Source organism: Saccharothrix longispora, assembly GCF_031455225.1.
Taxonomy (GTDB): domain Bacteria; phylum Actinomycetota; class Actinomycetes; order Mycobacteriales; family Pseudonocardiaceae; genus Actinosynnema; species Actinosynnema longispora.
This window is the reverse complement of sequence record NZ_JAVDSG010000001.1, coordinates 605058-628929: the sequence shown is the minus strand read 5'-3', so window position 1 is coordinate 628929 and position 23872 is coordinate 605058. Positions and strand designations below refer to the sequence as shown.

The 23872-nt window shown below is 72.4% G+C and carries 23 protein-coding genes; 13 read left to right on the top strand and 10 right to left on the bottom strand.

Annotated features, from left to right (window positions below; genetic code table 11):
* Positions 1-107 precede the first annotated feature (107 nt).
* From J2S66_RS02820 to J2S66_RS02805, 4 genes are all read left to right on the top strand, one after another.
* On the top strand, positions 108-1400 hold the full coding sequence (locus tag J2S66_RS02820) for an extracellular solute-binding protein (protein WP_310303414.1): 1293 nt from the start codon (positions 108-110) through the stop codon (positions 1398-1400).
* Complete coding sequence (locus J2S66_RS02815; protein WP_310303411.1) at positions 1400-2254, top strand: carbohydrate ABC transporter permease; 855 nt, start codon at positions 1400-1402, stop codon at positions 2252-2254. Before J2S66_RS02820 ends, J2S66_RS02815 begins: the two co-directional genes overlap by 1 nt.
* Positions 2251-3069, top strand: coding sequence for a carbohydrate ABC transporter permease (locus J2S66_RS02810; protein WP_310303408.1), 819 nt, complete (start codon positions 2251-2253; stop codon positions 3067-3069). The genes J2S66_RS02815 and J2S66_RS02810 overlap by 4 nt, the downstream gene beginning before the upstream one ends.
* 221 nt (positions 3070-3290) lie before the next feature.
* Positions 3291-4334, top strand: coding sequence for a LacI family DNA-binding transcriptional regulator (locus J2S66_RS02805; protein WP_310303406.1), 1044 nt, complete (start codon positions 3291-3293; stop codon positions 4332-4334).
* A gap of 19 nt (positions 4335-4353) precedes the next feature.
* Here the strand turns inward: J2S66_RS02805 and J2S66_RS02800 are convergent, their stop codons facing one another.
* On the bottom strand, positions 4354-4917 hold the full coding sequence (locus tag J2S66_RS02800; RefSeq protein WP_310303403.1) for a hypothetical protein: 564 nt from the start codon (positions 4915-4917) through the stop codon (positions 4354-4356).
* Positions 4902-6191: a lytic polysaccharide monooxygenase gene (locus J2S66_RS02795; RefSeq protein WP_310303400.1), complete on the bottom strand. Its 1290-nt coding sequence runs from the start codon at positions 6189-6191 to the stop codon at positions 4902-4904. Before J2S66_RS02795 ends, J2S66_RS02800 begins: the two co-directional genes overlap by 16 nt.
* A 131-nt stretch (positions 6192-6322) precedes the next feature.
* Here J2S66_RS02795 and J2S66_RS02790 point away from each other — a divergent pair, with 131 nt between their 5' ends.
* Positions 6323-7195 (top strand): PfkB family carbohydrate kinase, encoded by an 873-nt coding sequence (locus tag J2S66_RS02790; RefSeq protein ID WP_310303397.1) that lies wholly within the window; start codon positions 6323-6325, stop codon positions 7193-7195.
* Between the two features lie 328 nt (positions 7196-7523).
* Complete coding sequence (locus J2S66_RS02785) at positions 7524-8510, top strand: C40 family peptidase (RefSeq protein ID WP_310303394.1); 987 nt, start codon at positions 7524-7526, stop codon at positions 8508-8510.
* Positions 8511-8555: 45 nt separating this feature from the next.
* Here J2S66_RS02785 and J2S66_RS02780 read toward each other — a convergent pair whose 3' ends face one another.
* Genes J2S66_RS02780 through J2S66_RS02770 form a run of 3 tightly spaced genes read right to left on the bottom strand, consistent with a single transcriptional unit; the run spans position 8556 to position 12186 of the window.
* Positions 8556-10403, bottom strand: a complete 1848-nt coding sequence (locus J2S66_RS02780) for a CheR family methyltransferase (protein WP_310303391.1) — start codon at positions 10401-10403, stop codon at positions 8556-8558.
* Positions 10404-10447: 44 nt separating this feature from the next.
* Positions 10448-11176 (bottom strand): ATP-binding protein, encoded by a 729-nt coding sequence (locus J2S66_RS02775; protein ID WP_310303389.1) that lies wholly within the window; start codon positions 11174-11176, stop codon positions 10448-10450.
* Positions 11173-12186: a chemotaxis protein CheB gene (locus tag J2S66_RS02770; RefSeq protein WP_310303386.1), complete on the bottom strand. Its 1014-nt coding sequence runs from the start codon at positions 12184-12186 to the stop codon at positions 11173-11175. Before J2S66_RS02770 ends, J2S66_RS02775 begins: the two co-directional genes overlap by 4 nt.
* Before the next feature lie 92 nt (positions 12187-12278).
* Here J2S66_RS02770 and J2S66_RS02765 point away from each other — a divergent pair, with 92 nt between their 5' ends.
* Positions 12279-13157, top strand: a complete 879-nt coding sequence (locus tag J2S66_RS02765) for a MerR family transcriptional regulator (protein ID WP_310303383.1) — start codon at positions 12279-12281, stop codon at positions 13155-13157.
* Positions 13158-13205: 48 nt separating this feature from the next.
* Here J2S66_RS02765 and J2S66_RS02760 read toward each other — a convergent pair whose 3' ends face one another.
* The 3 genes from J2S66_RS02760 to J2S66_RS02750 all read right to left on the bottom strand — a co-directional run bounded on the left by J2S66_RS02760 (position 13206) and on the right by J2S66_RS02750 (position 15521).
* Positions 13206-13766: a sunset domain-containing protein gene (locus tag J2S66_RS02760; protein ID WP_310303379.1), complete on the bottom strand. Its 561-nt coding sequence runs from the start codon at positions 13764-13766 to the stop codon at positions 13206-13208.
* A gap of 9 nt (positions 13767-13775) precedes the next feature.
* Entirely contained in the window at positions 13776-14471 is a 696-nt protein-coding gene (locus J2S66_RS02755; protein WP_310303377.1) for an OmpA family protein, read from the bottom strand.
* Between the two features lie 396 nt (positions 14472-14867).
* Entirely contained in the window at positions 14868-15521 is a 654-nt protein-coding gene (locus tag J2S66_RS02750) for a hypothetical protein (RefSeq protein ID WP_310303376.1), read from the bottom strand.
* A gap of 117 nt (positions 15522-15638) precedes the next feature.
* On the opposite strand from J2S66_RS02750, the gene J2S66_RS02745 reads away from it, so the two are divergent.
* From J2S66_RS02745 to J2S66_RS02735, 3 genes are read left to right on the top strand one after another with little or no spacing between them, the layout of a single operon-like run.
* Positions 15639-15986 carry an ArsR/SmtB family transcription factor gene (locus J2S66_RS02745; RefSeq protein WP_306745297.1) on the top strand — a complete coding sequence of 116 codons (348 nt, stop codon included), beginning with the start codon at positions 15639-15641 and terminating at the stop codon, positions 15984-15986.
* Positions 15983-16621 carry an SRPBCC family protein gene (locus tag J2S66_RS02740; protein WP_310303373.1) on the top strand — a complete coding sequence of 213 codons (639 nt, stop codon included), beginning with the start codon at positions 15983-15985 and terminating at the stop codon, positions 16619-16621. Before J2S66_RS02745 ends, J2S66_RS02740 begins: the two co-directional genes overlap by 4 nt.
* A gap of 60 nt (positions 16622-16681) precedes the next feature.
* Entirely contained in the window at positions 16682-17002 is a 321-nt protein-coding gene (locus J2S66_RS02735; protein WP_306745299.1) for a DUF3140 domain-containing protein, read from the top strand.
* Between the two features lie 8 nt (positions 17003-17010).
* Here the strand turns inward: J2S66_RS02735 and J2S66_RS02730 are convergent, their stop codons facing one another.
* The gene (locus tag J2S66_RS02730; RefSeq protein ID WP_310303368.1) at positions 17011-18315 is read right to left on the bottom strand and encodes an NAD(P)/FAD-dependent oxidoreductase; all 1305 of its coding nucleotides are present in this window, start codon (positions 18313-18315) and stop codon (positions 17011-17013) included.
* A gap of 75 nt (positions 18316-18390) precedes the next feature.
* On the opposite strand from J2S66_RS02730, the gene J2S66_RS02725 reads away from it, so the two are divergent.
* Both J2S66_RS02725 and J2S66_RS02720 read left to right on the top strand, forming a co-directional pair.
* A complete protein-coding gene (locus tag J2S66_RS02725) occupies positions 18391-19107 on the top strand; it encodes an HAD family hydrolase (protein ID WP_310303364.1) in 717 nt (238 codons plus the stop codon).
* The gene (locus tag J2S66_RS02720) at positions 19104-21464 is read left to right on the top strand and encodes a glycoside hydrolase family 65 protein (RefSeq protein WP_310303361.1); all 2361 of its coding nucleotides are present in this window, start codon (positions 19104-19106) and stop codon (positions 21462-21464) included. The genes J2S66_RS02725 and J2S66_RS02720 overlap by 4 nt, the downstream gene beginning before the upstream one ends.
* 33 nt (positions 21465-21497) lie before the next feature.
* On the opposite strand, the gene J2S66_RS02715 is transcribed toward J2S66_RS02720, so the two are convergent.
* Positions 21498-22457 carry a helix-turn-helix transcriptional regulator gene (locus J2S66_RS02715; RefSeq protein ID WP_310303358.1) on the bottom strand — a complete coding sequence of 320 codons (960 nt, stop codon included), beginning with the start codon at positions 22455-22457 and terminating at the stop codon, positions 21498-21500.
* A 63-nt stretch (positions 22458-22520) separates the two neighbouring features.
* Here J2S66_RS02715 and J2S66_RS02710 point away from each other — a divergent pair, with 63 nt between their 5' ends.
* The gene (locus J2S66_RS02710; RefSeq protein WP_310303353.1) at positions 22521-23663 is read left to right on the top strand and encodes an epoxide hydrolase family protein; all 1143 of its coding nucleotides are present in this window, start codon (positions 22521-22523) and stop codon (positions 23661-23663) included.
* Positions 23664-23872 lie beyond the last annotated feature (209 nt).

The window sequence follows — 23872 nt, the reverse complement described above, 5'->3', positions numbered from 1 at the left end:
CTTGACACGCGTTCGACACCCGTCTAGGTTCTCCGCAAGTCGTGGATGTTTCGAAATGTTTCGATGCCACGAACAATTCCGCAGCGTGGCAGAAGGGTGGCGGTCGCATGTCCCGCCGTTCATGGATGCGTCCCCTCATCGCGATGGGGCTCGTCGCCGTGGCAGCAGTGAGCACCGCGTGTGGGTCGTCCGGTCCGGCCGACCCCGCGAACGGGCTCAAGGTGTGGGCACTGGAGGACCCGGTGCTCAACAAGATCGAGCAGAAGTCGATCGACTCGTTCAAGGCCGGCGGCGGCAACGCCTCGCTGGAGACGTTCGGCAACGACCCGTACAAGCAGCGGCTGCGCGTCGCGATCGGGTCGCCGCAGGCCCCGGACCTGTTCTTCAACTGGGGTGGCGGCAACCTCAAGGAGTACGTCGACGCGGGCAAGGTCGCCGACCTGACCGCGGTGCTGGACGAGAACGCGGCGGTCCGGGACAAGTTCATCCCGAGCGTGCTCGACGGCGCGAAGCTCGACGGCAAGACCTACGGCGTGCCGATGCGCGGCATGCAGCCGGTGATGCTGTTCTACAACAAGGACGTCTTCGCCGCGGCGGGCGCGCAGCCCCCGACCACGTGGGACGACCTGCTCACCCTGGTCGACACCTTCAAGGCCCAGGGCGTCACCCCCATCGCGCTGGCCGGTTCGCAGGCGTGGACCGAGCTGATGTGGGCCGAGTACGTGCTCGACCGCGTGGCGGGCCCCGAGGTGTTCAAGAACATCCGGGACAACGGCCCCGCGGGCTGGAAGGACCCGGCCGTGGTCGAGTCCATGACCAAGCTCAAGGACCTGATCGACCGGGGCGCGTTCGGCTCCAACTTCGCCTCCGTCGGCTACGACGCGGGCGGCGCCTCGACGATCCTGGCCCAGGGCAAGGCCGCGATGCACCTGATGGGCTCCTGGGAGTACACCAACCAGCTCGACCAGAGCCCGGACTTCGTCAAGCAGAACAAGCTGGGCTGGGTGGCCTTCCCGTCCGTCACGGGCGGCAAGGGCGACGCGGGGAACCTCGTCGGCAACGTGAGCAACTTCTACTCCGCGACGTCGGACTCGAAGAACCTCGACGGGGCCAAGAAGTTCCTCACCACCACGCTGACCGAGGACTCCTACATCCAGGCGCTGGTCGAGGCCGGTGACGTGCCGCCGGTCGTGGGCGCGGAGGAGATGCTGAAGAAGTCGCCGAACCCGGACTACGCGACGTTCATCTACGAACTGGTGCTGGACTCGAAGAACTTCCAGCTGTCCTGGGACCAGGACCTGCCCGCGGACGACGCCACGTTCATGCTGACCCAGCTTCAGGAGTTCTTCCTCGGCAAGGTCTCGCCGCAGCAGTTCGTCGACGCGGTGGCCGCGCGCTGATGTCGTCCCAGCGGCCTTCGGGCTGGTACGCCGTTCCCGCGTTCGCGTTCTTCGCCTTGTTCGCGGCGCTGCCCATGGTCATCGTGGTGTACCTGAGCTTCACCGCGTGGGACGGCCTGGGCACGCCGGCCCCCAACGGGGTCGACAACTGGACCCGGTTGGTCCAGGACGGCGAGGCCACCGCCTCCGTGGGGCGGACCGTGCTGCTGATGGTCGTCTCCTGGCTCGTCCAGACCCCGATCGCACTGCTGGTCGGGGTCTGGGCGGCCGGGAAGCAGCGATCGCGGGCGGTCCTCAGCTCGATCTTCTTCCTGCCCCTGCTGCTGTCCACGGCGGCCATCGCGCTGCTGTGGCAGGTGCTGCTCGACCCGAACTTCGGCGCGTTCGTCGGCGGGCCGCAGTTCCTGGGCGACACGGACATCGCGATCTACACGGTGGTGTTCGTGATCTCCTGGCAGTACATCCCGTTCCACACCCTGCTCTACCAGGGCGCGGCGCGGGCGGTGCCGCCGACGCTGTACGAGGCGGCGACGATCGACGGCGCGGGCCGGTTCGGGCAGTTCGTGAACATCACGTTGCCACAACTGCGGTTCACGATCGTCACGTCGTCGGTGCTGATGATGGTCGGCTCGCTGACCACCTTCGACACCGTGCTGATCCTGACCAACGGCGGACCGGGCACCGCGACCCGCATCCTGCCGCTGCACATGTACATCACCGGCTTCGTCGGGTTCGAGATGGGTTACGCGAGCACCATCGCGGTCGTGCTGGTCGTGCTCGGCACCGCGCTGTCGGTGGCGGTCATGCGCTGGAGCGGGTTCCGCTCGATGAGCAGTCAGCAGGAGGGTTCGTGAAGTCCCGCCCCAACTGGCCCGCCGGGTTGTTCGCCCTGGCGTGGCTCGCGATCGTCCTGGGCCCGCTGCTGTACCTGGTGACGGTGTCGCTGCGCACGCGCAGCGAGTACCTCGGCAAGAGCGCGTGGTCGGTGCCGGACGCGCTGACGCTCGACAACTACGTCACCGTGCTCACCGGCGGGTTCGGCCAGTACCTGCTGAACAACGTGGTGGTGACGGTGGTGACGGTGGCGATCGTCGTGGCGATCGCCGTGCCGTGCGCCTACGCGGTGGCCCGCAGCGGGGGGAAGTTCGTGCAGCGCGGTTTCACCCTGCTGCTGGTCGGCCTGGCGATCCCGGCGCAGGCCACGATCATCCCGATCTACCTGCTGATCACCCGGATGCAGCTGTACGACACGCTGCTGGCGATCATCCTGCCGACGGCGGCGTTCGCGCTGCCGGTGGCGACGCTCGTGCTGACCAACAGCCTGCGGGACGTCCCCCGCGAGCTGTACGAGGCGCAGGCGATCGACGGCGCCGGACCGTTCCGGGTGCTCGTGTCGCTGGTCCTGCCGCTGGCGCGACCGGCGATCATGACCGTGGTGGTCTACACCGCGCTCAACGCCTGGAACGGGTTCCTGTTCCCCCTGGTGCTCACCCAGTCCGAGTCGACGCGCGTGCTGACGCTGGGCCTGTACGACTTCCGGGGGCAGTTCGGCACCAACGTGCCGGCCCTGCTGGCGGCGGTGACGCTGTCCGTGCTGCCGATCTTCGCGGTCTACCTGATGGGCAGGAGGTTCCTGCTCAGCGGTCTGACCGCCGGTTTCGGCAAGTAGCCGGTTTCAACGACCGCCCGCCCGCGATCCAGGGGCGTGGCCGCCACTCTCCCGGCGGCCGCGCCCCACCTTCGCGCAACGGGTCGACCAATCGTGTTCGACAGTTTCGATGTAACGTTCGACATTTTCGGCATTACGTCACGGTGAACGTGAGCCACACCGCCCACAGAGCCCTCATGTTGCGGAGTCCCGGCGGTATCCCCCTGTCGTAGACTGCCTGCATGCCGACCAAAGCCGACCCGTCCTCTCCGGATGGCACCGCCTCGGGCAAGATCACCATCGCGGACATCGCGGCCGAGGCCGGGGTTTCGGTACCGACAGTTTCGAAGGTGATGAACGGCCGGGCGGACGTCGCCCCGCACACCCGGGAACGGGTCGAGGCCATCATCCGCAGGCACGGCTACCAGCGCCGCTCCGACGAGCGCTCCCGCCGGTCCAACCTGGTGGAGCTGATGTTCCACGAGCTGGAGAGCGCCTGGGCGCTGGAGATCATCCGGGGCGCCGAGCAGGTCGCCGCCGAGCAGGGCCTCGCGCTGGTGCTCTCCGAGTCGCAGGGCCGGCTGACCCCCGGCCACGGCTGGCTGGAGGGCGTGATCGCCCGCAAGCCGCTCGCCGTGATCTCGGTGTTCTCAGACCTGACCTCGCAGCAACTGGCGAAGCTGCGCGCCCGGGACATCCCCGTGGTGGTGGTCGACCCGATCGGCGAGCCCCAGCTGGAGACGCCGTCCATCGGCGCGACCAACTGGAACGGCGGCCTGACCGCCACCCGTCACCTGATCGAACTGGGGCACCGGCGGATCGCCATGATCGGCGGCCCCGAGCGGGTGCTGTGCAGCCGGGCGCGCGTGGACGGCTACCGGGCCGCGCTGGAGACCGCGGGCCTCGCGGTGGACCCCCGCCTGGTGCGCTACGGCGACTTCCACGTCGAGTCCGGGCGCGCGCAGTTCGCGCCGCTGCTCGACCTGCCGGACCCGCCGACCGCGGTGTTCGCGGGCTCGGACCTCCAGGCCCTCGGCGTGTACGAGGCCGCGCGGGCCGCGGGGCTGCGCATCCCCGAGGACCTCAGCGTCATCGGGTTCGACGACCTGCCGGTGGCGCAATGGGTGGGCCCGCCGCTGACCACGGTCCGACAGCCGCTGCAGGACATGGCCGCGGCGGGCACCCGTCTCGCCATCACGCTGGCACGTGGTGAAGAGCCCGAACACCGCCGAATCGAGCTTGCCACCACGCTGGTGGTGCGTCAGAGCACCGCCCCGCCACGCTGACGAGCCGCCTCCTCTTCCCCTAGTGGTGGTGACCGGGGGGCTGCGCGTACACGCACCCCTCCGCCTCGGCGGGCACCGTGTGCCCCACCTCGTCGTCCGGTCCCACCGGTGTGCAGCGCAGGGTGTGCAGCCCCAGCGGCTCCAGGCCGAGCGTGCCGCTCAGCGCGAAGCCGTTGCCGAAGCCGAAGTCCGGGTCGTCGGAGACCTCGCCGCTCGACAGCGCGCCCTGCCAGGCCCGCTGGAAGTCGGCCAGCCGCTCCCGCTGGAAGACCACCAGCCCGAGCCGCTCGTAGGGCCCCGCCGAGCAGGTCGCCCACTCCGCCACGTACGGCGCGTAGAGCTTCGCGCGCAGCGGGCCGACGAACTCGGCGAACTCCTCCATCGAGCGCGGCACCGGTTCACCGCACTGCCCGGTCTTCTCCTCCACCCACTCGGCCACCTGCTCCGGGGTGGCCAGCGGGGGTCCCAGGGCGTTGCCGGCCCCGAGGGGGGAGGCGGGGTCGGCCGCCGTGGAACAGGCGACCGACCCCACCAGGAGCGCGACCAGGGCCGCGCACCGCGCGAACATCACGCCGTGGCGCACGTGGCGCCGCTGAGGGTGAACGAGACCGGGTTGGCGGGCGTCCCCTGCGACGTCCCGTTGAACCCGAAGCTCACCGTCTGACCCGGCTGGATGTTCTGGTTCCAGCTCGCACCCCTGGCCGTCGCCTTGCCGGACGCCACGGTGACGTCGGCCGACCACGCCTGGGAGATGCCCTGGCCCGCCGGGACGTCCCAGGCCAGCTGCCAGGCGTTGACCGCGCTCGTGCCGGTGTTCTTCACCGACACGTTCGCGGTGAAGCCGCCGGACCAGCTGCTCGGCACGCTGTAGGTCACCGAGCACGCGCCGGGCTCCTGGCCGCCACCACCGGTCGTGGTGACCGAGACGACCGCCGACGGCGGCGAGGTGTTGCCCGCCGCGTCCCGCGCCACCACGTAGAACTGGTAGGCGGTGTTCGCGGTGAGGCCGGTGACCGAGGCGCTGGTGCCCGTGGACGTGGCGACCTGCACGTCGTTCGCGCCGGCCTCGCGGAAGACCTGGTACGAGCTGACGCCGACGTTGTCGGCCGCCGCGCTCCAGCTCAGCTGGACGGAGGTGGACGACGCGCTCGCGGTGGGCGTGCCGGGCGCGGACGGCGCCTGCGTGTCACCGCCGGAGCCGCCGGAGAAGATCACGTCCGAGCAGCTGTAGAAGGCCTCGGGGCTGTCGCTGCGCTGCCAGATGGAGTAGATGACGTGCCGACCCGACTTGTTCGGCAGGGTGCCGTTCCACGAGTACTCGCCGCTGCCCAGCGGCGGGTTGGTGATGCTGTCGAACGGCACGGGCTCCAGGTCCGACCACTTCAGCGGCTGCGTGACGTCGAAGCCGTCCTTGGTGACGTACTGGTCCCACGTGCCGGGGTGCGGCGCCCACGCGTTGTACTTGAACGTGATCGGCGCGCCCGCGCGCAGCGTCGTGGTGGGCCAGTCGGAGCGGGTCAGGTTGTAGGCGTCGTACTTGGTGGTCGGCCCGCACAGGTCGCCGTCGGCGATGATCTCGCGGTGCTTGCCGCCGGCCAGGCTGATCAGGTTGCCGTACCAGTCCCACAGCGGCTGCTTGCCGCCGATCTGGACCGCGGCGACGCACGCCGGGTTGGTCGGGTTCAGGTCGCCGCCGCCACCACCGATCCTGCCGTCCTCGTAGCAGGCGTAGGTGCGGCTCGGGGGGAAGGTCATCGACCCGTGCGCCACCGCCGTACCGCTCTGGACGAACACACTGGTGAAGCCGACGACGCCGAGCGCGGCAACGGCCAACGCTCCAAAGCGCTTGAGTCGCAAGGTCTCTCCTTCAGATCGACGGTGATCTGGTGGGCACGGGACTGGGAGCGCTCCCAGAAACACGATCGCACCACCGGTGACCGCCCGTCAACGATCCGTTTCATTTGGCGCTCGCCGGGTACGGATCGACCATGCGGATCGCGGTGGTCGGCCAGATAGCCCGTGACCTGGTGCTCGTGGTGCCGGAGGTGCCCTCGGCCGGGGGGTCGGCGACGGTGTCGGAACGGCGCGAAATGCTCGGCGGCAAGGGCGCCAACATCGCCCGGAACGCCGTCGGACTGGGCGCGACGGCCGCGCTCGTCGGCGTCGTCGGGGACGACCGGGACGGCGACCTGCTGGTGCAGCGGCTGTCGGCGGACGGCGTAGCGGCGGACGCGGTCGTGCGGCGCACCGCCACCCGGACGGCCCTCGTGGTCGACGTGGTGCACGACGGCCACTACCGCTACTTGGAGGACATCCCCCCGGCGTGCCTGCTGACCCCGGCGGACGTCACCGCCGCGTCGTCCGCCCTGGCCTCCGCCGACGCCGTGGTGCTCCAGTTGCAGCAACCGGGGAACGCCTGCCTGGCCGCCGCCCGCGCGGCCGGTGGCCTGATCGTCCTGGACGGCGTCCCCGACTCGGGAACCGACGAACTCCTCGCCGCGGCCGACGTGATCCGCGCCGACCACCGCGAAGCGGCCCTCCTGACCGGCCGGGAGATCACCGCGGTCGACGACGCCGTGGAGGCCGGCCGGGCCCTGCTGGCCCGGGGCCCGTCCACCGCTGCCCTGGAGGTCCCGGGCGAGGCGAACGTCCTGGTCTGGCAGGACGGTCACGCGGCGATCCCCCTGACCGCCGAGCACGTGGTGGACACCACCGGCGGCGGCGACGCGTTCGTGGCCGCCCTGACCGTGGCCCTCCTGGAGGGCGACACCCCGGAGGAAGCGGGCCGCAAGGCCACCCGGGCCGCGGGCCAGGCCGTGACCCACCCGGGCGGCCGAACCACCCTCACCCGCGAGTCGTAACCCCACCCCGCGCGAGTCGTAAGTCCAGACCCCGCGAGTCGTACGTTCAGGTCCCGCGAGTCGTACGTTCAGGTCCCGAGAGTCCAACCTCCAGACCGGGCGAGTCCAACACCCAGGAGCCGTGTGTTCTTCACTCGCGAGTAAAGAACTCAGGGGTCCTGAACGTTGGACTCTCGGGACCTGGACGTACGACTCGCGGGGGGTGGACGTACGACTCGCGTGAGGGCTGGGGCTGGTGGACGTGCGCGGGGTTGTTCCGTAACCTGTCCGCGACTTGCCCGTGTAACCCGTTCGGGGCATTGCCGGCTTCCAGGAGGATCGCGCGACCGTGGCGTCGAACCCCGCTCTGCGCACCGTCCGCGCGGCCCTGGCGGTCACGGCCGCCGCCGTGCTGGTCGGTTCCCTGCCCGTCCACCAGGCCGCAGCCGACCCGGCGGCGGACGCGCTCAAGAAGTACACCGACCTCGCCCACGAGGCGGAGGCCCTCAACGAGGAGCACCTGCGGGCGCAGGACGACCTGTCCAACGCCCAGGGCGCGCTGGACCAGGCCAACCGCGACCTCGCGGCGGCGCAGCAGGCCCAGGAGGCGTTGCGCGGCCAGGTGGACCTGCTCACCGAGGCGTCGTTCGAGGGCGCGCGCTTCAACCAGCTGTCGGCACTGCTGGTGAGCGACTCGCAGCAGGACTTCCTCAACCGCATGTCCGCGCTCGGCGTGCTGGCCGGCGACAACGCCGAGGCGCTCGAAGGGCTCGGCGCCGCGGTGGACGGCGCGAACGACGCGGCCCGCCGCGCGGTCGAGGCCACCGACACCGCCAACCAGACGATCGCCGAGATCGACCAGCGCAAGGCGGCCCTGGACGGCCGGATCGACGAGGCCCGCGAGGCGTACCGGGCGTTGAGCCCGGCGCAGCGCGCCGCGCTGAACAACGCGGGCGACATGAGCCACATCGACGTGCCGCCGGGCCAGGCCGGTCAGGCGCTGGCGTTCGCGCTCGGGGAGCGCGGCAAGCCGTACGTGTTCGGCTCGAACGGCCCGAACACGTGGGACTGCTCCAGCCTGATGCAGGCGGCCTACCGCTCGGTGGGCATCGCGATCCCGCGCACCACCTACGGGCAGGCCACGATCGGCCGGTCGGTGGCCCGCAACGACGTGCGGGCCGGCGACCTGGTCATCTACTACTCGGGCCAGACGCACGTGGCGATGGCCATCGACGGGCTGCGCGCCGTGCACGCGTCCACCGAGGGCGTGCCGGTGAAGATCCAGGACATCGAGTCGATCGGACCGGTGGACGTCATCCGCCGCGTGGTCGGCTGAGCCCGTCCTCTGGGCCCGTCCTCTGGGCCCGTCGACCGACCCCGCTCAGCCCCTCTGCTCCATCACCAGGATCGCGCCGTTGGGCTCGCCCGCGTTGGAGCGCAGCGAGCTGCACACCACGCGCACGACCACGTCGCGCCCCTTGCGGTTGACCGCGCCGACCTCCAGTTCGGTCATGAACGAGGCGTCGCCCAACGCTTGGCGCACGACCGGCCTCAGCTCGGCCACGGGCAGGCCGATGTCGAGGTTCAGCAGGTGCTCGCCCCGCGCCTCGTCCTGCCGCACGCCCCACAGCTCCTCGGCGCCCCGGTTCCAGGCGATGACCCGCATCTCGGGGTCGAGCACGATCACGCCGGCCCGCAGCGACGTCAGGATGGACTCCAGGAAGTCGTTCACCTGGTCCAGTTCCAGGGTGCGGTCCCGGAGCACGTCGTTGATCGTCTGGAGCTCGTCGTTGGTGGACTGGAGCTCCTCGTTCATCGTCTCCAGTTCCTCGTTCGTGGATTGGAGCTCCTCGTTCGTGGTCTCCAATTCCTCCACAGTGGATTGGAGCTCCTCGTTCGTGGTCTCCAGTTCCTCGTTCGTGGACTGGAGCTCCTCGTAGGCCGACTCCAACTGCTGGTTGGCGTACTCCAGGTCATCGAGCAGCCGGCGGGCCGTGGTCACGTCGTGGAACACGATCGAGATGCCGATGACCGCGTTCTCCGGGCCGAGCAGCGGGTTGAGGTGCACCTCGAACCACACCGGGTCGCCTCCGGGGCGGTGCCAGGCGACCTCCTTGAGCCGCAGGGCACGCCGGTCGTCGCGGGCGTGCTCGACGTGGGCGCGCAGCTCCACCGGCCGGTAGGACAGATCGAGGTCCCGCAGCGGCCGGCCGATGTCCTTGGCGGACAACCCGAACAGCGCCTCGGCCTGCCGGTTGGCCAGGGCCAGCACGTCCTCACCCGCGATCACCACCTGCGCGACGGGGCTCTCCTGGAAGGCGTGTTCCCGCAACTGGTCCAGTCCTCCCAGGTCGATGCGGCGGTCCTGGACGAAGGCGTGGGCGAGGAACGGGGCGACCCCCGCCGCGGCGCCGTTGGTCTTGCGGAAGATCCGCCGCTTGAGCTCGACCGGGTCGAACAGCCGGCTGTGGCTGAGCAGCATCTCGGCCTTGCCCAGGAACAGCACGCCGCGCGGCGTGAGCGCGAAGTGGAACCGACCGAGGACCTTCGCCTGGGTCTCCTGGTTGAAGTACATGAGGGTGTTGCGGCACACCAGCAGGTCGATCCGCGAGATCGGGGCGTCCTGCACGAGGTCGTTGCGCCCGAAGATCACGGCGCGGCGCAGGTCCTTGCGGAACGCGAAGCGCCCGTTGTGCGCCTCGAAGTACTTGCCCACCAGCTCCGGCGGCACGCGCTGGAGCTCGCGCTCGCCGTACACGGCCTGCCGGGCCTGCGCCAGCGCCTCGTCGTCCACGTCGGTGGCGTAGATCTTGACGCGGTGGCGGAACTGCTCCGGGCCGAGCGCCTCCGCGAGCAGCATGGCCAGGGTGTACGCCTCCTCGCCCGAGGCGCAGCCCGCGCTCCACACCCGGATCGGGTCGTCCGGCCCGCGTTCGGCGAGCAGCGCCGGCAGCACCTCGTCCCGCAGGTAGTCCCACGCCTCCGCGTCGCGGAAGAAGCTCGTGACGTTGATCAGGATCGTGTTGAACAGCGCGTTGAACTCGTCGGAGTTGACCTGGAGGTGGTCGATGTACTCGCCGTGGTGCTCGATGCCGACCTGGGCCATCCGGTGGTGGACGCGGCGCATGAGGCTGGTGCGCTTGTAGCCCGTGAAGTCGAAACCGCGGGACTCCTTCAAGTAGCGCAACACTGCTTCGAAGTCCTCATCGGGCACCGCACGCTCGCTCACCCCGGGAACGCTACCCGGCGGCGCGGCGCGGTCCGCGCCAGGCGTCACCCCAGCACCGCCCACACCACCTTCCCGCCCGAGGGCCACGGGGAGCACCCCCACACCCGGCTCAACTGCGCCACGATCGTGATGCCGATGCCGCTCGGCGGTGTGGCGCGGGGGTCCGGTTCCCGGGGGTGCTCGGGGCTGTCGTCCCGCACCGCGATGGAGAGCCGGCCGCTCCGGTGCTCCAGCCGCACCACGGGAGCGGACTCGGCGTGCCGCACCGCGTTCTCCACGAGTTCGGTCACCACCGTCACGGCGCTGTCCTTCAGGTGGCCGAGTCCCCAGCGCGCGCACGCGTCGCGGACGAACTGCCGGGCGACGAGCGCGCCGACGAGCGAGTCGGGCAGCTGGATCTCGTCGCGCCTGCGCTCGGGCGACGCGTCGACGGCGTCCAGCGCGGCCGCCAGGAGCGTGAAGGCGGGTACCATGCGGCTGGCCGCGGGGCTCGCCAGGAACTGGCGGTACCGCGTCGACTCGCCGACCAGCAGCAGGGGCACGCCGGGCCACTCGGCCAGCCGCATCCACACCGTGGTGAAGATCGACATGAACACGGGGGTGGCGCACCGGAACCCGTCGTCGAGGCGGACGACGACCGCGGTCGGCCCGTCCGCGGCGCACTTGATCAGCCTGTCCCGCAGTTCCCGGTAGGACGTCAGGTCGAGGAGGCCGGAGGGGCGGACCACGGCGGCGCCGCCGATCTCGGAGACCTCCAGCGCCACGGTGGTCACGGTCCCGACTCCGCGGCGGTCTGCCGGGTGTACTCACCGGAGAGCAGGTGGCCGCGCAGCACGTCGGCGGCGCTCGACGCCTCCTCCTCGGTCCGCTGGTAGCGCCGGACCAGCAGTTCCGCGCCGCGCTTCGCGGCGTCCTGGCGCATCCGCCTGGCCAGGCCCACCTTCTCCTCCAGGGTGCGCAGCGCCGTCCACAGCGCCTTCTCCAGGGTGACGCCCTGGGCGTCCAGCAGCGCCTCGGCGGTCCAGGCGTGGCCCACCTGGCACCGGAACCGCTTGGGCACGACGTCCAGCTCGACCAGGTTGCCCTGGCAGTCGGGGCAGCTGAAGTTCGAGGGGTGGCCCATCGAGATCACCTCGTCGGCGTGCGTGGCGACGCCTGAAGAGGCGATGGCGGTCTCGCGGCGGGCCAGGTCGGAAGGCTCGTCACCTTGTCGCACCTCCTTGCCCACGCACTCCCGCAGCAGCGCGCCCATCTTCGCCGCCGACAGCACGTGGTCCACGTGGATGTTGCGGAGGACACTGGCGGGCATCCCGGCGAACAGCGCTTCCTCCGGGTCCTGCACGAGCGCGAGGCCACCGCGGTTGACGATGCTGATCATGCCCGCGGTGCCGTCGTCCAGGGTGCCGGACAGGACGACGCCGATGGTGCCCGCGCCGTGCGTCGCGGCGGCGGAGCGGAACAGGGCGTCCACGGCCGGGCGGTGGCCGTTCTCGGTGGGTCCGTGGGAGAGGTGGACCCGGCCGTCGATCACGATCAGGTGATGGTCGGGCGGGGCGACGTGCACCCGGCCCGGGCGGAGCGCCATGCCGTCGGAGGCCGTGACGGCGGGCAGCGGACCGCTCCGGTCGAGAATGCCCGCCAGGGCGCTCGTGCCGCCCGAGGGCAGGTGGAGGACCACGGCGACGGCCGCGTCCAGGTCGGCGGGCAGCCCCGCGGTGAAGGAGCGCAGCGCTTCGACCCCGCCCGCGGAAGCGCCGACGACGATCAGGTCGCGCGTTGGCATCTGCTCACCTCGATCGGTGGATACCCACCTCGGCCCAGCGTACTCGCGGCTGTTTTCGTTTCAGAAGCGGTGCGCGCGGGTAAGGTGATCGAATGCGCGGCCCGGTGGAGCAGTGGAGCCCCGGCGCGGTGGCACGGATGCTGGGGATCTCCCCCACCACGCTCCGCACCTGGGACCGCCGGTACGGCCTCGGCCCCTCCTCGCGCGAGGAGGGCAAGCACCGCCGGTACAGCGGCGAGGACGTCTCCCGCCTGCGCAGGATGCTCGAACTCACCGGTCAGGGCATGGCCCCGGCCGCTGCCGCCGCCTCCGCGCTGGGCGCCGCGCCGCCACCCGGCCCGTCCCGCGCCGGCGGCGGTCCGCGGGCCATCGCCGTCGACTCGGCGGAAGGTCGTGGGTTCGCGAGGGCCGCGGCACGTCTGGACGCGCCCCTGATGAGCACCCTGGCCTCGGAGCTGGTGGAGCGGCACGGGGTGGTGGCGGCGTGGGAATCGGTGCTGGTGCCGTTCCTCGTCGCCCTCGGCGAGCGCGTCGCGGCCCAGGGGCGGGGCGTCGAGATCGAGCACCTGGCGACCGCCGGGATCGCCGGCGTGCTGCGCGCGTCCCCGGTCCCGCCGGTGCGGGGGCGACTGCCCGCGCTGCTGGCGTGCGCCCCGGAGGAGCAGCACAGCCTGCCGCTGGACGCGTTGGCCGCGGCGCTGGCCGAGCGCGACGTGGCCTCCCGCAACCTGGGGGCGCGGGTGCCCGCCGAGGCCCTGCTCGACGCGGCGACCCTGTTGTCCCCCGGTTCGGTGGTCGTGTGGGCGCACTCCCGTCCGCACGCCGAAGCGGCGCCGGTGGCCGAACTGACCTCCCGCGGGCACGCGGTGCTGGTCGGCGGGGCGGGGTGGGACGAGGTCCCCACGAGTGCGCGCCGGTTGGGTTCGCTGGGCGAGGCGGTGGCGGTCGTCCTTGAGCTGAACCGGCTCTGAAGCGTTCCCGAGGGTGGCCCCCTCGGGTCCGCCGGGTCGGCCCGCGGCTCACCCGGCCGACGCGCGGATCTCCTCCCTGGCGGGCGTGCGCGTCCTCGACGCGCCGGGCGTCCTCCGCGTCCCCGGCGCCCTCTGCACGCCGGAGGTCTTGGCCGACTCGGCGTTCGTGGGGTTCTTGGCCGCGTCGGGGGTCCTGGACGTCCTGGGCGTCTTGGGAGCCCATCGCGTGTACCCGGCCCGTTCCGCCTCGGCCGCGGAGCGGAACACCACGTCGCCCTTCATCCGCTTGAAGTACGGCGACTCGGCGGTGTGGAAGATCATGGACTTGGGACTGCCCTTGACCTCGCACTGCCCCGTGGCCCGGTCCCGCTCGTCCACCGGCTCGTCCTCGGCGCGCCGAGCACCCGGCTCGGGGAGGACGACCGACTCCTCGACCCGCTCCCCCGTCGGCGCGGGCGGCAGCGCGGCCCGCACCGGCCGCACGACCGCCGACCTGACCTGCGCGCGCAGGTCCCGGATGACGGCGCGCAGCGGCAGCCAGGTGAGCGCCGCGCCCGCGACGAACGCGGCCGTGCACAGGACGAACGTCTGGGTGAAGAACCACACCACGTGCCACTCCTACTTGCTTGTCCGAGCCTGCTCTTGCCTGTCTTGCCCTTGCCGTCCCACCCGGTCCAGCGCGACCTGCTCCGGGGTGGGGCGCGGATCGGGGTGGCGGAGGAGGACGTCGACCTGGCGTGCGGAGGGTTCAGCCCTCTCGGACACCGGGTCGACGGAAGCCGACAGCCCGATCCGGTCGGGTCGCACGCCCCGGGCGACGAAGAGGTCGCGCACCGCGCGGGCGCGGGCGGTCGCCGGCGCGTCGGCGTCGGGGTGTTCGGCCGAGGGGTGGCCGACGAGCACCGGTCCGTGCCCCTGCCAGGCGGTCGTCCCCGGTTCGAACCGGAGACCCCCGTCGCCCTCCACCACGGCGGTGACCGAACGCTGCAACGCGACGACGTCCACCGGGCTCCACGCCGCCGACGCCTCCCGCACCCGGTCGCGATCGACGGGCATCCGGTCACCACCGGGGGTGATCAGGTCCGTCACCCGGGCAGAGGTGATGCCGGCGCGGACCGCGTCCACCAGCGCGAGCCGTTCACCGTCGTCCGCCGCGCCACCGCTGAGAACGACCTCGTCACCGCGCAGCGGGACGACGAACCGCCCTGCCGCAGGCGCCGCGGCCCCCTCGGCACCACCGACCTGCCACGTGCGTGCGCCGACCGCCGACGTCGCGAGGAGACCGGGCACCACCAGGGCGCCGACGAGCCACACTCGCCAAGGACGGGATGTCAGCACCGGGCGTTACTACCCGAACGCAGGCCGCGGATTCCACCGGCCAAACCCGTATCCGCACGACCTGCTGAAGCAATTCACCTGACCAGGTGACCCATATCCCGGGGTCGCACCGTGGCGTGCGTGGACGGCGCGGGCATGCGGCGGTGCCGGTACGGCAAGCAGGCGGCGCGGGCACGTGGGGAGCGCGGCGAGCTGCGAGTGGGCGACCGGCGCTCGCGCGGTCGGGACGGATGGGTGGTGCGCTCGGCGGGTGGGCGCGTTGGCGGCGGTCTCGGGGTCCGCTTCTCTCAACCGAGTGGCGAGTGGCCGATTTCGTACACATCCCGGCCGGTGATCACCTGATCGTGTCCGCGGTCGTCACATCAGTGCCGGTCAGGCGGCTTTCGACTTGGGCATGCTGCCCTGCCTGCACCCGCACCTGCTGCACACCGGGTGGGACGGGACCTGGATGTCCGCCAGCAGCTTGCGGGAGTCCTCGAAGGTGGGGGCCTTCTGCCCCGGCACCAGGAGGCTGTCCAGGACCTCCTGCCTGCGCCTCGCCAGCTCGCGCGAGCGCTCGACCGGGTCCTTCAGCCTGGCCCGGACGCGTTCCCTGGACTGCTCGCGGGCCAGCGTGCCCGCCGCGCTCAGCTGCCGCGCGGGCTTCGGCTGGGTCAGGCGGGCGTTCCGGCGGTTGATGCGCCACCACGCGCCCAGGGTCATGCCCGCCACCGGGGGGCGCGCTCTGCGCGCGCCCCCCTGCCACCACGACCGCAGGCGCGCACGGAGGAAGTCGTGCGCCACCTGGTCGCGGCTCCTCGGGCTGCCCTGCTTCGTGCCGTCCGGCCTGCGGTCGACCGCCGCCAGCAGGGCATCGACGCTCCACCCCTCGTGGAACCAGGGCTCGACGACGCCGCGCAGTGCCGCGCGGTTCGCGTCGGGCCAGGTCGCACGCAGGCAGAACGCCTCGACCGCCGTGTCGATCTCGGCGTCGGTCTCGGGGATGACACGGCCGGGCCACTGACGGGGATCGAGTCGAACACGCATCGCACAGCTCCCTTCGAACGCGTACCGAACATCCGTTCGAGATAGTGCCACCGACCACCGACAATTTTCGAGTACTAAGACTTGACTTATATAAGTCCGTACTTAAAACTGCTGGTTGTGCACGCATTCGACGTACTGGGCGATCCGGTCCGTCGCCGCATCCTGGAGCTGCTCGCGGACGGCGAGCAGCCCTCGGGCGCGGTCACGGAGGTGGTCCGCCGGGAGTTCGGCATCTCGCAGCCGGCGGTCTCCCAGCACCTCCGCGTGCTGCGCGAGAACGGCTTCGCCCGCGTCCGCGCGGAGGGCACCCGGCGCCTCTACGCGGTGGACGACCGGGGCCTGCGCGAGGTGGACGAGTGGCTCGACCGGTTCCGCCGGTTCTGGAGCGGGCACCTCGACGCCCTGGCCACCGAACTCGCGCGCGGCAAGCGCGAGAGACGACTGCAGCAGGAGGACGGACAGTGATCGAGTTCGCCGAGCACCTCAAGGCGATCCACCGGGAACTCGCGAGGGAGGACGGGCAGGTCGTCGGCGTGCGCCTGACCCGGACCTACGACGCGACGGCCGAGGACGTGTGGGACGCGGTGACCGACCCCGCCCGGCTGCGGCGGTGGTTCCTGCCGGTGAGCGGCGACCTGCGGGAAGGCGGCGACTTCCAACTGGAGGGCAACGCCGGCGGGGACATCCTCGCGTGCGAGCCGCCCAGGCGGCTGCGGGTGACGTTCGGCGGTGAGACGTCGATCGTCGAGGTCCGCCTGGTGCCCGAGGAGGGCGGCGAGCGGACGACGCTGGAGCTGGAGCACACCGTTCCGCCGGAGATGGCGGCGGGCGGCGCGGGCGCGCTGTACGTCGGCCCCGGGTGGGACGGCGGCCTGCTCGCCCTGGGGCTCCACGTCGGGGGCGAGGTCGGGGAGGACCACGACCCGGTCGCGGCGGCCGACTCGCCCGCGACGCAGCGGTTCACCCTCTCGTCGATCGGGCTGTGGACGGCCGTCGTGGAGGAGGCCGGGTCGTCGTCGGCCGAGGACCTCGCCGCCGCCGTCGACGTCGCCGAGGCCCAGTTCGCGCCCGACGTCGACCGGGCGGGCGGGGCGCCGTGAGGGGGTGACAGCGGCCCGGCTCGGGTTTCGGCCGGCGGTCCGGCGGCAACCCGAGCCGCCATGACCGACACCCTGTGGGACGAGTTCCACCACGTCGTGAACATGACCTCGAACGAGCTGGAGGACTGGTTGCGCACCCGGTCCGCCGACGAGCGGAGCGAGGAGCTGCCGGACCAGGCCGGCACGCCCACCGGGCAGGACGTGCTGCGGGTGCTGCGCAAGCGCCGCACCGACCTGACCACCGAGGACGTGAAGGTGATGCGCAAGGTCGTGGACCGGGTGCGCGAGCAGCGCCGGGACGACCTGGAGCCCACGGCGGGCGAGGCGCACTGGCGGCACCGGCTGATGTCGATCGGGCACGACCCCCTCAAGCCCGCCTGACGGAGTCCTCAGGAGGAGGGGGGCGGGACCCGCTCCGCGTCCCCCAGTCGCACGCCCGCCTCCGGGACCAGACCGAGCTGGACGACCTGGCGGCGGGCCGGCAGGTCGGTGAGCCAGTCGACGGCCACCCGCAGCCTGTTGCCCGGCATGGCGATCAGGTGGTAGCCCTTCGCGACGGCCTTGGCGGGCAGCCCGGTGAGCGGCACGTGCAGCGGGTCGGCGACGGCCTGCCCGCCACCCAGGTCCACCACGAACCCCAGGTCGCGGTGCCGGTACCGCCCGGCGGTGCCGAACCCGAGCGACGCGGCGACGTTGCGGCCCGCCAGCTTGCCCTGGCGCTGGGCGTGCTGGGCGGTCATCGGGGTGGGTGCGCCGCCGTTGTGCACGTCGGGCACGGACGCCACGTCGCCCGCCGCGAACACGTGCGGCTGCCCCGGCACGGCGAGGGCCGGGTCCACGACGACGCGCCCCTTCTCGGTGGCCACCGACACCGCCTCGACCAGCGGGTCCGGACGCACGCCGACGCACCACACGACGGTGCGCGTGGGGATTTCGGTGCCGTCGGTGAGCCGCGCGCAGGTGTCGGTGACGGCCTCGACGCTCGTTTCCAGCCGCACGTCGACGCCGCGCGAGCGCAGCACCCGGGCTGCCGGGCCGGACAGCCGCTCGTTCAACCCGGGCAGCACGCGGGGCGCCAGGTCGAGGAGCACCCACCGGACGTCGGCCTCGGACAGGCCCGCGCGCCCGCGCAGGGCGGCGCGCGTGAGCTGGAGGCCCTGGGCGACCAGCTCGGTGCCGGTGTAGCCGGCGCCGACCACGACGAACGTGGCGCGGGCGGCGCGTTCGGCGGGGTCGTCGGCCTGCTCGGCGAGTTCGACCTGCCGCAGCACGTGGTCGCGCAGGAACACGGCCTCGGCGATGGACTTGAACCCGAACGCGTGCTCGGCGACGCCGGGCACGGACATCAGCCGGGTGACGGACCCGGCGGTGAGCACCACCCGGTCCCACTCCTCCACCCGCGTGCGGCCCTCGACGTCCACGACGGTGCAGGTGCGCTCGGCGAGGTCGACGCCGGTGGCGTGCCCCTGCACGAGGCGGGTGCGCGGCAGCTTGGGCCGCAGCGGCACGGCGACGCGCCGGGGGTCGAGGCTGCCGCCCGCGACCTCGGGCAGCAGCGGCACGTAGAGCATGTAGTCGGTGGGGTTGACGGCGACCAGGTCGGCGGCGTCGGGGGGCAGGGCGCGCTCCAGCGCGCGCAGGCAGTGGTAGCCCGCGAAGCCCGTCCCGACGACCAGCACCCGCGGCGTGCCCATGGTGGTCCCCTCCGGCGCAACGGTGAACGATCAGGTCGACGGGTACCCCGCACCGGAAGGGGGTAGACACGGGACATGCCCCTGGGACTGCCGGACTCGATCACCGCCTGCCTCTTCGACCTCGACGGCGTGCTCACGAGCACGGCCGTCCTGCACCGCCGCGCGTGGAAGCGCACGTTCGACGACCTGTTGCGCCTGCGCGGCGAGCCGCTGTTCACCGAATCGGATTACGCGAGGTTCGTGGACGGGCGCCCGCGCTACGACGGCGTGCGCGAGTTCCTGGCCTCGCGGGGCATCACGCTGCCGGAGGGCGCGCCCGACGACCCGCCGGACGCGGCGACCGTGCACGGCGTGGGCAACCTCAAGAACGACCTGCTGGAGGCGATCCTCCGGCACGAGGGGGTCACGCCGTACCCCGGCACGGTGCGCTACCTGGAGGCGGCGCGGGCGGCGGGCCTGGACATCGGGGTGGTGACGTCGTCGGCGAACGCGGAGAAGGTGTTGGACGCGGCGGGGTTGACCGGGTTCGTGCAGGCGCGGGTGGACGGCGTGGTGATCGCGCGCGACGGGCTGAAGGGCAAGCCCGCGCCGGACTCGTTCCTGGTGGGCGCGCGGCTGCTGGGCGTGGAGCCGGTGAGGGCGGCGGTGTTCGAGGACGCGCTGGCGGGCGTGCAGGCGGGCCGCGCGGGCGGCTTCGGGCACGTGGTGGGCGTGGACCGGGCCGGGCAGCGCGACGAGCTGCTGCGGCACGGCGCGGACGTGGTGGTCGACGACCTGGCGGAGCTGCTGTGAGCGGCTGGGAGGTCCACCCGTGGCGGCTGCGGTGGAACGGGCTGTCGGTGGACCAGCTGAGGCGGACCGAGTCGATCTTCGCGTTGTCCAACGGGCACATCGGGATGCGCGGCACCCTGGACGAGGGTGAGCCGCGCGGCCTGCCCGGCACCTACCTGAACGGGTTCTACGAGGAGCACTCCCTGCCCTACGGGGAGTCGGGCTACGGCTACCCCGAGGCGGGGCAGACGGTCGTGAACGTCACCGACGGCAAGGTGATCCGGCTGCTGGTGGAGGACGAGCCGCTGGACATGCGGTACGGCCGGGCGCACCGGCACTGGCGCGAGCTGGACTTCCGCTCCGGCACGATGCGCCGGCACACCCGGTGGGAGTCGCCGACGGGCAAGCGGATCACGCTGCGCACCGAGCGGCTGGTGTCGCTGACGCAGCGGGCGGTCGCGGCGATCCTGTACGAGGTGGAGGCGGACGAGGACGTGCAGCTGGTCGTGCAGTCCGACCTGCTGGCCAACGAGCCGGTGGAGCACGACAGCGACGACCCCCGGGTGGCGGCGGCGCTGGAGGACCCGCTGGTGGCGGAGTTCGCGCACGCCGACGGCTACCGGGCGGTGCTGGCCCACCACGCGCGCAACTCGCAGCTGCGGATGGCGGCGGGGATGGACCACGAGCTGGTGACCGAGGACGGCCTGCGCACCGAGATCCGCGCCGAGGGCGACCTGGCGCGGTTCACCGCGGCGGTGGACGTGCCGGCGGGCGGGAAGCTGCGGCTGGTGAAGTACCTGGGCTACGGCTGGTCGGCGCAGCGCTCGGTGCCGGCGCTGCGCGCGCAGGTGGAGGCGGCGATCGCGGGCGCCCGGCAGACCGGGTGGGACGGCCTGCTGGCCGAGCAGCGGCGGTTCCTGGACGACTTCTGGGAAGCGGCCGACATCGAGGTCGAGGGTGACGACGAGCTCCAGCAGGCGTTGCGGTTCGCGTTGTTCCACATCATGCAGGCGGCGGTGCGCGGCGAGACCCGGGCGATCCCCGGCAAGGGCCTGACGGGGCCGGGCTACGACGGGCACGCGTTCTGGGACACGGAGATGTTCGTGCTGCCGGTGCTGGTGCACACGCTGCCGGAGGCGGCCCGGGACGCGCTGCGGTGGCGGCACTCGACGTTGGACAAGGCCCGGGAGCGGGCGGCGGTGCTGGGACAGGCGGGTGCCGCGTTCCCGTGGCGGTCGATCAACGGCGCGGAGTGCTCGGCGTACTGGCCGGCGGGCACGGCCGCGTTCCACGTGTCCGGGGACGTGGCGCACGCGGTGGCGCAGTACGCGCACGCGACGGGCGACCGGGCGTTCGAGCGGGAGGCGGGCGCGGAGATCCTGATCGAGACGGCGCGGCTGTGGCGGTCTCTGGGGCACCACGACCAGCACGGCGGGTTCCGCATCGACGGCGTGACGGGGCCGGACGAGTACTCGGCCGTGGTCGACAACAACGTCTACACCAACCTGATCGCCCAGGAGAACCTGCGGGAGGCCGTGGCGGCGGCCGAGCGGAACCCGGACGTGGCGGAACGGCTGGGCGTGACGCCGGAGGAGCCGGCGGCGTGGCGCGCCGCGGCGGACGGGATGCTGGTGCCGTTCGACGACCTGCTGGGCGTGCACGAGCAGTCCGAGGGGTTCACCTCGCACGCCGCGTGGGACTTCGAGGGGACGGACCCGGACGAGTACCCGCTGCTGCTGAACCGGCCGTACTTCGACCTGTACCGCAAGCAGGTGGTGAAGCAGGCGGACCTGGTGCTGGCGATGCACGTGCGCGGCGACGCGTTCACGCCGGCGCAGAAGGCCCGCAACTTCGCCTACTACGAGGCGCGGACGGTGCGCGACTCGTCGTTGTCGGCGGCCACGCAGGCGGTGCTGGCGGCCGAGATCGGGGCGCTGGACCTGGCCTACGACTACCTGGCCGAGGCGGCGTTCACCGACCTGCACGACCTGCACCACAACGTCCACAACGGACTGCACATGGCGTCGTTGGCGGGCGCGTGGATCGGCCTGGTGGCCGGGTTCGGCGGGATGCGCCACCACGACGACGGGCTGTCGTTCGCGCCGAGGCTGCCCCGGGGGCTGGAGCGGATGGCGTTCCGGATGGCGTTCCGGGGCACGCGGCTCGCGGTGGAGGTGCGGCCGGGCAAGGTCACGTACCGCGTCATCGCCGGTGAGGCCCTGCGCATCACGCACCACGGCGAGCCGGTGCTGGTCGAGCCGGACGGCCCGGTGGTGCGGTCCACACCGGACGTGCCGGAGCCGCCCGAGATCCGCCACCCGGCACACCGCTCCCCAGTGCGGCGCGTGCCGCGGGGGAAGGAGGCGAGCGGGGAGTAGTGCCTGTTCGGAAGTCCGCCACGCGTACCGGGTTCACGGGGACGCGCCACCCGCCGCGCGGCGGAACCTCGTCGCGAGGCGGTCGAACGCCACCGCGAGCTCGTCCCCGTCGATCACCTCGACGTCGACGTCGAGCTGGGTCATCCACAGCGCGAGCCGGTCCGGGTCGTCGGAACCCAGCTCGACGCGGCACGTGGACCCGTCGACCGCCTCGACGTCGACCGGGATGGGGATCTTCGCGGCGACCGTCGCGGCGGGAGCGTGCACGAGCACCCGGGCGCGGTACTTCCAGGTCCCCTTGCTGACGCGTCCGACGACGTACTCGACGGCGTCGTCCCCCGGGACCGCGCGCGGCCGGAACCGCGCACCCGTCGGTGCGCGCGGGACCATGCGGTCGACGCGGAAGACCCGCCAGTCGTCGCGGTCGAGGTCCCACGCGAGCAGGTACCAGAGCGCTCCCCAGGTCACCAGCCGTTGCGGTTCGGCGTGGCGCGCCTCCTCGTCGCCGCCGGGCTTCGTGTAGCCGAACCGGAGCCGTTCGCGGCCGCGGATCGCGGCGGCGACCGCGCCGAGGGCCGAGAGGTCGAGCGGCGGCTCGACCCCCGGGACGATGCTCGTCGCCTCGCGCACCGCCTCCACGCGCCGGCGCAGGCGCGAGGGCAGCACCTGCTCCAGCTTCGCGAGCGCGGTGAGCGACGTCTCCTCGACCCCGAGCCTCCGGGCCGCGACCACTCCCAGGCCGACCGCGACGGCGACGGCCTCGTCGTCGTCGAGCAGCAGTGGGGGCATCGCCGTCCCGGCGGCCAGCCGGTACCCGCCCGCGACGCCGGGGCGGGCGTCCACGGGGTACCCGAGCGACCGCAGCTTGCCGATGTCGGCGCGCACCGTCCTCGTGCTCACCCCGAGCCGGCCGGCGAGCTCGGAGCTCGTCCAGTCCCGCTTGAGCTGGAGCAGCGACAGCATGTCGAGCAGACGGGCCGAGGTCTTCAACACCTCCCCGATCGTGCCGGCAATCGCGGAAGCAGGTCTTCCGCGTTGTCCGGGAGGGTCGACGGCATGAACGAGGACACCGCACTCGCACCGTTCCGCGTCGACATCCCGCAGGCGGACGTCGACGACCTGCGCGACCGCCTGGCACGCACGCGCCGGCCGATCCCCGTGCCGGGCCGGGACGACCGCACCGACTTCAGCCGCGGCATCCCGCCGGTGTACCTGGAGGAGCTCGCCGAGTACTGGCGGGACGGGTTCGACTGGCGCGCGCAGGAGGAGAGGCTCAACGAGCACGAGCAGTTCACGACGGTCGTCGACGGCCAGACGTTCCACGTCGTCCACGCCCGATCGGCGAACCCGGGGGCCACCCCGCTGATCCTGAACCACGGCTGGCCGGGGTCGTTCGTCGAGTACCAGCGACTCCTCCCGCTGCTGACCGACGAGTTCCACGTGGTCGTCCCGTCCTTGCCCGGCTTCGGGTTCTCCACCCCGCTGTCGGGAACCGGCTGGGAACTGGCGCGGACGACGGAGGCCTACGCCGAGATCATGACGCGTCTCGGCTACGAGAGGTTCGCGGCGCACGGCACCGACATCGGTGCGGGCACCACCGGCCGCCTCGCGGCGCTCCACCCGGAGCGCGTCATCGGCACGCACATCGGCTGCGACCCCCGGTTGCTCGGGTTCGTCGGCGACAAGTTCCCCTGCCCCGACGGCCTGTCCGACGACGAGCTCGCCCGGATCGAGGCGGTGCGCGCGGAGGTCGCGGCCGAGCGCGGGTACCTGGAGGTGCAGAACCACCGTCCCGACACGATCGGCGCGGCGCTCACCGACTCGCCGGTCGGTCAGCTCGCCTGGATCGCCGAGAAGTTCAAGACCGGGACCGGCGGCGCCCACCGGACGCCGGACGAGTCGGTCGACCGCGACCAGCTCCTGACGAACATCAGCCTGTACTGGTTCACCCGCAGCGGCGCGTCGAGCGCGCAGTTCTACTACGAGGGCGAGCACTCCGGACTCGACTGGTTCACGGCCTCCGACGTGCCGTCCGGGTGGGCCGTGTTCGACACCGACCCGCTGGTGCGCCGCGTGATGGACCCGTCGAGGGCGATCGGCCACTGGAGCGAGTTCGCCGAGGGCGGTCACTTCCCCGCGATGGAGGAGCCGCGGCTGCTCGCGGACGACATCCGCGGCTTCTTCCGCGGCATGTCCTGATCCCCGTCGACGGGGGATGGGGCGCCCGGCCGGACTCCTGGGGGGGTGGAGCCCGGCCGGGACTTGTCGGCGGCCTGGGGGGCGGTGGCCGCCTACGCCCTCATCGCGTGCGGGGGTACCCCCGTTACGCCGGTTCCACTCCTGCGGGACGGGGCGGTTCGGCGTTCCGGGCCGTTCCGCGGCCGGTCGCGAGGAGGGCTCACACCGTC

What these genes read in the sequence shown, in the direction of transcription:
- J2S66_RS02790 (WP_310303397.1), top strand. Translation starts at nt 6,323, where the DNA reads ATGCGGATCGCGGTGGTCGGCCAGATAGCCCGTGACCTGGTGCTCGTG.
- J2S66_RS02730 (WP_310303368.1), bottom strand. Translation starts at nt 18,315, where the DNA reads ATGGGCACGCCGCGGGTGCTGGTCGTCGGGACGGGCTTCGCGGGCTAC.
- J2S66_RS02820 (WP_310303414.1), top strand. Translation starts at nt 108, where the DNA reads ATGTCCCGCCGTTCATGGATGCGTCCCCTCATCGCGATGGGGCTCGTC.
- J2S66_RS02750 (WP_310303376.1), bottom strand. Translation starts at nt 15,521, where the DNA reads ATGCGTGTTCGACTCGATCCCCGTCAGTGGCCCGGCCGTGTCATCCCC.
- J2S66_RS02770 (WP_310303386.1), bottom strand. Translation starts at nt 12,186, where the DNA reads ATGCCAACGCGCGACCTGATCGTCGTCGGCGCTTCCGCGGGCGGGGTC.
- J2S66_RS02725 (WP_310303364.1), top strand. Translation starts at nt 18,391, where the DNA reads ATGCCCCTGGGACTGCCGGACTCGATCACCGCCTGCCTCTTCGACCTC.
- J2S66_RS02765 (WP_310303383.1), top strand. Translation starts at nt 12,279, where the DNA reads ATGCGCGGCCCGGTGGAGCAGTGGAGCCCCGGCGCGGTGGCACGGATG.
- J2S66_RS02805 (WP_310303406.1), top strand. Translation starts at nt 3,291, where the DNA reads ATGCCGACCAAAGCCGACCCGTCCTCTCCGGATGGCACCGCCTCGGGC.
- J2S66_RS02710 (WP_310303353.1), top strand. Translation starts at nt 22,521, where the DNA reads ATGAACGAGGACACCGCACTCGCACCGTTCCGCGTCGACATCCCGCAG.
- J2S66_RS02735 (WP_306745299.1), top strand. Translation starts at nt 16,682, where the DNA reads ATGACCGACACCCTGTGGGACGAGTTCCACCACGTCGTGAACATGACC.
- J2S66_RS02815 (WP_310303411.1), top strand. Translation starts at nt 1,400, where the DNA reads ATGTCGTCCCAGCGGCCTTCGGGCTGGTACGCCGTTCCCGCGTTCGCG.